Origin of the sequence: Aureimonas sp. D3 (genome assembly GCF_001463805.1) — a bacterium.
Classification (GTDB): domain Bacteria; phylum Pseudomonadota; class Alphaproteobacteria; order Rhizobiales; family Rhizobiaceae; genus Aureimonas; species Aureimonas ureilytica_A.
Map to the genome: position 1 here is coordinate 1 of NZ_BBWM01000088.1, position 8,874 is coordinate 8,874.

An 8,874-nucleotide genomic window follows, 5' to 3' on the forward strand; every position below is an offset into this window, starting at 1 on the left:
GTGTAAGGATTGGCCCGCTCCAGCCGACGAAGTATAAAATCCAAGGGTATAAGCATTCGATCCACCGCTCGGGGTAGGTCTACGCCCGCCGGATCTCTTAAAGCCAATTTCACTTCTCCAACACTTTCTATAATATCACGCCACACAGCGTGTCTTTCCGAGGGTATGCCGGACCTCTCATTGGACGCTCTAATAGCAAAATTAATGTAGTCGCGAGGTAAAAGTTTATCAGGTGAGCCAAGCAACGATGATTGGCTTCTGTTCAATGTTAGCAATTCTTGCAGAATGTCGTCGAATCTTTCGAGCATTTCGGCTGGAGGTGCGTCCGTTGGCTTCTGTTGCTCAACAGTAGGCTCTGCCGCTTCTGTTAGCTCTTTCTCAATATTATTCCAGCAAGCGTCGACGGCTTTATCAATCCGGTCTTGCTCAACGGTCTCGGAAGAACTGCTAGCATTGATGTCCCTTACGAGCTTTTTGAAATCAGCTTTATTGGAGAGAACCGCGTTGAACTGAGTAAGAGGTTGCGGCAATTCCGAAGGCTTCACACCCACTAGGAAGGGGGCGATATGACTGTCCCCCACTGACTTCGAGAGTGCGCCAGCTTCAAATAGTACCCAAGGAGCCGTCAGATTGCTGGCCGTAAGGCACAGAATGCCAAAGCTATCCTTCTCAAGCTCATCGCTCAGATCAGCGACCCAACGTCCGCCTTTCTTCAAATCCTCAGAAGAGATGAATGGCTTAACGGATTGCAGGACAACAGGAAGCCATGTGTGAAGTGTCACAGCAACCTTGTGGCTGGCCGCTCCCGACCAACTGATAAAAACGCGCGGCATATTTTCTCCCCTACACCGAAGCCTTGCACAGTCTATCGCCGCAAGTCTACGGAATGGAACCCTAACAAGGTTCTCTCTGCAAGTGAGTAACTGTAGGGTACTTCGCTGGGGTACTTAATCGGGTACGCATAAGCGAAACTCAGTCGCCTAAGCTACTGTTATTGCTTATAGATTTCAGGCGTTGAAGAAGATGGTGGAGCCAATCGGGATCGAACCGACGACCTCTTGAATGCCATTCAAGCGCTCTCCCAGCTGAGCTATGGCCCCAGTGCCACTTTCGTGGCAACCTCGTCAGGGCCGTTGGGCCGGCCCCGCATCTGGTGTGAGCGCTTTCTAGGAGAAGGCCCGGGGGAACGCAAGCGAAAAAATCGAGGCGCCGACACGAAAGTGAAATCGGACCGTCAAGCCTCTGTCATGACTTGGTTTTTGGCTGACCGACTGTGAGTCTCCACGGCTCCGCGCGTGGCGAATCGCCAGGGATCGACAGGTCTGCCGGCTCGAATCATCGGCCCTTTGGTTTGGCGAGGCCGGGTCAAAAACAAGGAACCGGGTCGAAGACAAGAAAAAAGGGAGGATCGGCCGATCCTCCCTTTCTCATCGCGTTACGAACCCGCGCCGCGCGCGGCGTCTGCGCCGGAGATCAGACGTCGTCCTCGTCGTCGCGACCTCCACCGATAATGTCGGTCATGTCGTCGTCTTCGTCTTCGTCGTCGGCCAGGAACGTGTCGTCGTCATCGTCGCTGTCGTCGTCCACGACATCGTCGTCCTCGTCGCCATCGACATTGGGCAGATCGTTCTTGGGCGCGGTCGCGCCGCCCTCCTCGTCTTCCACGTCGTTGATCGAGACCGTCTCCTCATCGGTCTCCGCGACCTCGGTGACTTCCTGCTCTTCGGTCTCTTCCTCCTGCTGGACGCGGCTGCGCGAAGCCTTCACCGTCTCGAAGAAGGACAGGGGATAGGACTTGCCGGTATAGGGAGAGACGATCGGGTCCTTGTTCAGGTCGTAGAATTTGCGCCCCGTTTCCGGGTCGACGCGCTTCGTGCCGAGTTCTTGTTTCGCCATGGGTTCGCCTTTCGAAAGGGAGCGGGATCGCCCGCATGTGTCGGGCGCCGACCGGGCCGGGTCATCCCATATCGCCGCAAGGCCGGCCGGTCGAGGGGTAGGAAAAAGCGGAAGGTCCCATACGGCCTGCGCCGGAGCTTGTCAAAGCGACGCCATTTGCCGCGTGTCCCGGAAGTCGATCCGCGCCGCCGCATGGTGTCGTCCTGCAGGGCGAGCGTCCGGCCGCCGCCATCGCGCCCGGCCCCTCCCGCCCCGGCGCGGGCCTAGGCTCTTCCCCTGCGCGCGGTTTGGATGGTAGGCGAGCGGCAGACAGATTTCAGGAGAAGACGAGCAGGCCCAAGCGCCCCGGCTCGCGACGAGGACGAAGCCGCCATGACGGGTCACGCCGCCGCCCCCCGCCCCCTCCAGAGCCGCCGCAAGGGCGCCCTTTCTGGGCGCGTGCGCGTGCCCGGCGACAAGTCGATCTCGCACCGCGCCTTTCTGTTCGGCGGCCTCGCCGCCGGGCGCACCCGCGTCACCGGCCTTCTGGAAGGCGAGGACGTGATCGCCACCGGCCGCGCCATGCGCCAGATGGGCGCCCGGATCGAGCGCGAGGGCGAGGCCTGGATCATCGACGGCGTGGGCAACGGCGCGCTTCTGGAGCCCGAGGGTGTTCTCGACTTCGGCAATGCGGGCACCGGCTCGCGCCTCACCATGGGTCTCGTCGGCCCCTACGACTTCACCACGACCTTCGTGGGCGACGCTTCGCTCTCGCGTCGGCCCATGGGCCGCGTGCTCGACCCCTTGCGCCAGATGGGCGTCCAGGTTCTGGCGCGCTCCAAGGACCGGCTGCCGTTGTCGATCCGCGGCCCGCGCGTCGCCGCCCCGATCGAATACCGCGTGCCCATGGCCTCGGCGCAGGTGAAGTCCGCCGTGCTGCTGGCCGGCCTCAACACACCGGGCGTCACCACCGTGATCGAGCCGATCATGACGCGCGATCATACCGAGCGGATGCTGGACGGCTTCGGCGCGAAGGTCTCGGTCGAGACGGACGCCTCGGGCACCCGCACCATCCGCCTCGAAGGCCAGGGCGAATTGAAGGGCGTGCCGGATTTCGTGGTGCCGGGCGATCCGTCCTCGGCGGCCTTCCTCGTGGTGGCCGCGCTGCTCGTGCCGGGCTCGGACGTGGTGATCGAGAACGCGCTGATGAACCCGACCCGCACGGGCCTGATCGAGACGCTGCGCGAGATGGGCGCGTCCATCGAGGCCGTGAACCCGCGCCTGTCGGGCGGCGAAGAGGTGGCGGACCTGCATGTGCGCCATTCCGCGCTGCGCGGCGTCACCGTGCCGGCGTCGCGCGCGCCGTCCATGATCGACGAATATCCCGTGCTGGCCGTCGCCGCCGCCTTTGCCGAAGGCGAAACGCTGATGCAGGGGCTGGACGAGCTGCGCGTCAAGGAATCCGACCGCCTCGCCGCCGTCGCCGCCGGCCTCAAGGCCAATGGCGTCGTGCATGAGGAAGGCGAGGACTGGCTGCGCGTCACCGGCCGCCCCGATGGTTCCGGCCTCGGCGGCGAGCGGGTCGAAACCCATCTCGACCACCGCATCGCCATGAGCTTCCTGATCATGGGTCTGGCCAGCCAGCATCCCGTCAGCGTCGATGACGCCACGATGATCGCGACGAGCTTCCCCGAATTCGAGGGACTGATCGCGACGCTCGGCGGCGAACTCCAGCCGGCGGAGTGACGATCTTCGAAGGGGCCGTTCTCGCGCTGTTTCTAGCGATCTTCGGCCCCCTCGCCTTTCTCTACGGGCGAAGCCTCGCGCATCGTGTTCATGCGCAGGCGCGCCGCGACGGCGGCTCGGCCCTTCGCATCATGGCCGCCAAACTCCTGCTGCCGGCGCTCGTCGCCTTGTCGCTCGCCTTGCGTTTCTCCGGTTCGGAGCTGGACGAATGGCTGGTCCGGACCGCCAGCGGCACCCTTCGCGCCGCGATCTCGGCGCTCTGGCTCATGGGGTCGATCGCGGGCATTCTGTTCTTCGTAGCGATCCCCTTCGTTTTCGGACGATGCTTCGCCTTGATCGCCGTGGCCTTCGGCTGGTTCCAGCATCTGGAGCACCAGCCGTCCCGCTCCGGCGCGGCCGGGTTCCGCGAGCGCGCGGCGCGCGCCGAACCCGAGGACGACGAGGGTTGAGCGCCCCCGCGCAGGCTTGAGCCCCCCGCCCGTCTGGGCTCACAATGAGCGCCGGGGAGGACATCCATCATGATTCGAGCCGAACGCATCGACCGGGTGATCGATGAGGCCATCGCGGCGCGCCGCCTCGTCGGCGCCGTCGTGATGGTGGTCGAGGGTGGAGCCATCACCTATCGCCGCGCAGCCGGGCTGGCCGATCGGGAAGCCGGCATTCCGATGCGCGAGGACACGCTGTTTCGCGCGGCCTCTCTGACCAAGCCCCTGGTGGCGGCCACGATCCTGGCGCTCGCCGACAAGGGACGGCTCGCGCTCTCCGACCCCGTGACGAAGTTTCTGCCAACCTTCCGGCCGAAACTCGCGGACGGCCGCGAGCCGGCGATCACGCTGGCGCAGCTTCTGACCCATACGGCGGGTCTCACTTATTCCTATCCGCGCGACCGCGCGATCACCTCGGGCCTGCCCGACACGGCCGTGACGCTGGACGAGACGCTGCGCCGCATCGCCGCCCAGCCGCTCGCCTACGAGCCGGGCACGGCCTGGGCCTATTCCATGGCGACGGACGTGCTGGGTGCGGTGGCGGCCGCCGTCCACGGCTCGACACTGGCCGAGGCCGTGCGCGCGCATGTGACCGGGCCGCTCGGGATGGCGGACACGGATTTTCCACCGGTCGACGCCGCGCGCCTCGCGGTGCCCTATGGCGACGGCGAGGATGAACCCGTGCGTATGGGCGAGCCGCATGTGATGGCGAGCCCCTGGGGCGATCAGCTCACCTTCTCGCCGTCCCGCATTCTCAATCCATCCGCCTTCCAGTCCGGCGGCGCGGGCATGGCGACCACCGCGCCCGACTATATCCGCTTCCTCACGGCCATTCTGTCCGGCGGCGGGCCGATCCTCCAGCCGGAGACAGTGCGCCGCGCGCTCGCCAACCAAACGGGCGAGATCGAGCAGGCACCGGGCAAGCGCTTCAGCTATCTCGGCTCCACCACGATCGACCCGGCCCTGGCCGAGCTGCCCTGGCCGGCGGGCACCAATAGCTGGGGCGGCATCTACGGCCATATCTGGTCGATCGACCCCGCGAGCGACATCGCGATGGTCTCGCTCACCAACACCGCGCTCTATGGCGGCGAAGGCGCGTTTCCGCTGGCGCTGCGCCGCGCCCTCTATGACGGCTGAATGTCAGACCTCTTTTTCAGCCAAAGCCATGTCCGCCTTGGGATAATCCGCGGACCGAGGCCGGGAGCCGTTGAGCTTGACCTTCGTTGACGGCAAGAAGGAGAAGCGCGCGCAGCTGTCGCGCGCCGAAGCATAAGAGGGACCATGGCGCTCGTGATCGCGATCGACGGACCGGCGGCCGCCGGCAAGGGCACGCTCGCCAAGCGGCTCGCCGCCCATTACGGCCTGCCCCACCTCGACACCGGGCTTCTCTACCGCGCGGTCGGGCGCCTGGCGCGCGAGCGCGGCGTCGATCTGGACGATCCCGAGGCCGCCGGGGCGGTGGCGCGCGATCTCGTGCCCTCGCATCTCGACGACGGCACGCTGCGCGGCCACGAGGCCGGAGAACTCGCCTCGCGCGTCGCCGCCCATCCGCCCGTGCGTCAGGCCTTGGATGCCTTCCAGCGAAATTTTGCCGCGCAGCCCGGCGGCGCGGTTCTCGACGGGCGCGACATCGGCACGGTGATCTGCCCCGATGCGCCGGTGAAGCTCTTCGTCACCGCCTCGCCGGAAGTGCGCGCGCGCCGGCGCACGGACGAGTTGCTCGCCAAGGGCCGGCCCGTGGATTACGAAACCATCCTCACCGAGGTGCGCGAGCGCGACCGGCGCGATGCCGGGCGCAGTGTCGCGCCGTTGAAACCAGCGGCCGACGCGCGCTTGCTGGATACGAGCGAACTGGGTATAGAGGATGCGTTCCGGGCCGCTTGCGCAATCATCGACGCTGCGCCACATTAACGGAACACGAAGACGTCAGGCCGCCGCTTTCGAACCTTTAGGGGTTGGAAACGCGCGGTTTTAACGTATTCAATGTGAACGAACCATCGCCGAAGGCCGGTCCACCGCGCCGAAACGGGCCTTGCCCGTCAGCCTCGATGATCGATCCAGAGCGGATCGGCACCGGGGCGGGACCGCCAGCGGTACACGAAACGCGAACCCCGGCGCGCCGCTCCTCTCACGGAGAGGAGCCTCAAGGAGAACGAATGTCCAACGCAGCAGTCTCGCGCGACGATTTCGCCGCGCTTCTCGAAGCCTCGTTCCACGATCAGGATATCGCCGAAGGTTCGGTTGTCCGCGGAACGGTCGTCGCGATCGAGAAGGACATGGCCGTCATCGATGCCGGCCTCAAGGTCGAGGGCCGCGTCGCCCTCAAGGAATTCGGCGGCAAGAGCGGCACCGAGCTCAAGGTCGGCGACACGGTCGAAGTCTATGTCGAGCGTATCGAGAACGCCCTCGGTGAAGCCGTTCTGTCGCGCGACAAGGCTCGCCGCGAAGAGAGCTGGGTCAAGCTCGAAGTCAAGTTCAACGCCGGCGAGAAGGTCGAAGGTCAGATCTTCAACCAGGTCAAGGGCGGCTTCACGGTCGACCTCGACGGCGCCGTGGCCTTCCTGCCCCGTTCGCAGGTGGACATCCGTCCGATCCGCGACGTCGGTCCGCTGATGAACACCCCGCAGCCGTTCCAGATCCTCAAGATGGACAAGCGCCGCGGCAACATCGTCGTCTCGCGCCGCACGGTTCTCGAAGAGTCGCGCGCCGAGCAGCGCTCCGAGATCGTCCAGAACCTCGAAGAGGGTCAGGTCGTCGAGGGTGTGGTCAAGAACATCACCGATTACGGTGCGTTCGTCGATCTCGGCGGCATCGACGGTCTGCTCCATGTCACCGACATGGCGTGGCGCCGCGTCAACCACCCGACCGAAATCCTGCAGATCGGCCAGACCGTAAAGGTCCAGATCATCCGCATCAACCAGGAAACCCACCGCATCTCGCTCGGCATGAAGCAGCTCGAGGCGGATCCTTGGGAAGGCATCGGCGTCAAGTACCCGATGGGCGTGAAGGTCTCGGGTCGCGTGACGAACATCACCGACTACGGCGCCTTCGTCGAACTGGAGCCGGGCATCGAAGGCCTGATCCACGTTTCCGAGATGTCGTGGACCAAGAAGAACGTCCATCCGGGCAAGATCCTCTCGACCTCGCAGGAAGTCGAAGTGGTCGTCCTGGAAGTCGATCCGGTCAAGCGCCGCATCTCGCTCGGCCTCAAGCAGACGCTCCAGAACCCCTGGGAAGCGTTCCGCGACCAGTTCCCGGTCGGCACGATCGTCGAGGGCGAGGTCAAGAACAAGACCGAGTTCGGCCTCTTCATCGGTCTGGACGGCGACGTGGACGGCATGGTCCACCTGTCGGATCTCGACTGGAACCGTCCGGGCGAGCAGGTCATCGACGAGTACAACAAGGGCGACATGGTCAAGGCGCAGGTTCTTGACGTGGACGTCGAGAAGGAGCGCATCTCGCTCGGCATCAAGCAGGTCGGCGGCGACACGTTCACCGCTGTGGCCGAGAGCGGCGACATGCGTCGCGGCTCGGTGGTCACCTGCGAAGTGACGGCCGTCAACGAGGGTGGCATCGAAGTCCAGATCGCCGATACCGATCTGACCAGCTTCATCCGCCGCAGCGACCTCGGCCGCGATCGCGACGATCAGCGTCCGGAGAAGTTCTCGGTCGGCCAGAAGGTGGATGCTCGCATCACCCAGTTCGACAAGAAGGCTCGTCGCATCGCCGTCTCGATCAAGGCGATGCAGATCGCCGAAGAGAAGGAAGCCGTGGCCCAGTACGGCTCGACCGACTCCGGCTCCTCGCTCGGCGACATCCTCGCCGCCGCGATGAAGAACCGCGAAGAGCAGTAATCATAAGGCAAGGGCCGCCCACCGGCGGCCCGGCCCGATCGAAGGCAAGGGCCGCCCACCGGCGGCCCGGCCCGATCGAACGCTGAGCCCGCGCCGAGAGATCGGCGCGGGCTTTTTCGTGGCCGCCCCTGAATGATCGGGTGACGCGGCCACGATCGTGCCGACGCGAGGAATGGATCAGTTCGATTTCGAATACCATCCGCGATGGAATCTTGGAGCATCCTTCTCAGCTGAGTTGCATTCCTGCTCCATCGGGACGACACTGACGCAGGGGCGCGTAAGCAAAACCCCACCCATGCCCGAACGCAATGCGCAGCGCGACCGAAGGGGGATCGGTCGTTTCTGTAACGATCGATCGTTCACCTTAAGGAAATTCATGGCGAGCCATGACGACAGGGAGGACGATCTTCACGATCTGATCGTGGAGGCGTCCGGGAGGCCCGAACTCTGGGACGAGGTTCTGACGGCTTTGATCGAGCAGTTCGGATCACACGCCGGCGCGCTTTATCTTCATTATAATTCCGGCGCTACGCGATCAGCCCCGGTCGTAACAGAGGTCATTCCCTTCCAGGGCTATGGTGCGGGTATGCTCGAACGCTACAACGAGCACTACCACGCCTTGAACCCATTCCATGCCAATGGTTCGCTCTTCACACCCGGCCGTGCCCTCACCGAAGCCAATCTGAAGGAAATCTCGCGAGACTTCGACATCGCCGAAACGGAGTTCTTCGTCGATTGGTGCCGCCCGCAGAACTTCTACTATACGATGGGGGAAATCCTTTTGAAGGATGATACGCCCCTAGGGTCAGGACCCATTGATTTGAGGCGTGCCGTCTGATTTAGGCTCGGTCCGGGGGACTGGATATGAGCGATCTGTACTGGCTGACGGACGAGCAGATGGAACGGCTTCGCCC

The 8,874-nt window shown here is 64.2% G+C and carries 8 protein-coding genes and 1 tRNA gene; 6 read left to right on the top strand and 3 right to left on the bottom strand.

The genetic code is table 11. The annotated features are described in order from the left end of the window. The 3 genes from AUL36_RS24085 to AUL36_RS22700 all read right to left on the bottom strand — a co-directional run. The coding region (locus AUL36_RS24085; protein ID WP_156418545.1) for a TIR domain-containing protein at window positions 1–833 on the bottom strand (833 nt) is incomplete at its 3' end. A 191-nt stretch (window positions 834–1,024) separates the two neighbouring features. Next, a tRNA-Ala gene (locus AUL36_RS22695) sits at window positions 1,025–1,100 on the bottom strand. A 373-nt stretch (window positions 1,101–1,473) separates the two neighbouring features. Then, the gene (locus AUL36_RS22700) at window positions 1,474–1,896 is read right to left on the bottom strand and encodes a TIGR02300 family protein (RefSeq protein WP_058598850.1); all 423 of its coding nucleotides are present in this window, start codon (window positions 1,894–1,896) and stop codon (window positions 1,474–1,476) included. A 372-nt stretch (window positions 1,897–2,268) separates the two neighbouring features. Here AUL36_RS22700 and aroA point away from each other — a divergent pair, with 372 nt between their 5' ends. The 6 genes from aroA to AUL36_RS22730 all read left to right on the top strand — a co-directional run bounded on the left by aroA (window position 2,269) and on the right by AUL36_RS22730 (window position 8,798). After that, window positions 2,269–3,621, top strand: a complete 1,353-nt coding sequence (gene aroA, locus AUL36_RS22705; protein ID WP_062224506.1) for a 3-phosphoshikimate 1-carboxyvinyltransferase — start codon at window positions 2,269–2,271, stop codon at window positions 3,619–3,621. Beyond that, window positions 3,618–4,070, top strand: a complete 453-nt coding sequence (locus AUL36_RS22710) for a hypothetical protein (protein ID WP_062224508.1) — start codon at window positions 3,618–3,620, stop codon at window positions 4,068–4,070. Before aroA ends, AUL36_RS22710 begins: the two co-directional genes overlap by 4 nt. Before the next feature lie 69 nt (window positions 4,071–4,139). Further along, window positions 4,140–5,243 (top strand): serine hydrolase domain-containing protein, encoded by a 1,104-nt coding sequence (locus AUL36_RS22715; protein WP_062224510.1) that lies wholly within the window; start codon window positions 4,140–4,142, stop codon window positions 5,241–5,243. Window positions 5,244–5,387: 144 nt separating this feature from the next. Then, the gene (gene cmk, locus AUL36_RS22720; RefSeq protein WP_058636912.1) at window positions 5,388–6,017 is read left to right on the top strand and encodes a (d)CMP kinase; all 630 of its coding nucleotides are present in this window, start codon (window positions 5,388–5,390) and stop codon (window positions 6,015–6,017) included. Window positions 6,018–6,262: 245 nt separating this feature from the next. Next, the gene (gene rpsA / locus AUL36_RS22725; protein WP_058598855.1) at window positions 6,263–7,960 is read left to right on the top strand and encodes a 30S ribosomal protein S1; all 1,698 of its coding nucleotides are present in this window, start codon (window positions 6,263–6,265) and stop codon (window positions 7,958–7,960) included. Window positions 7,961–8,336: 376 nt separating this feature from the next. Continuing rightward, on the top strand, window positions 8,337–8,798 hold the full coding sequence (locus tag AUL36_RS22730; protein ID WP_192843899.1) for a hypothetical protein: 462 nt from the start codon (window positions 8,337–8,339) through the stop codon (window positions 8,796–8,798). Window positions 8,799–8,874: the final 76 nt, after the last annotated feature.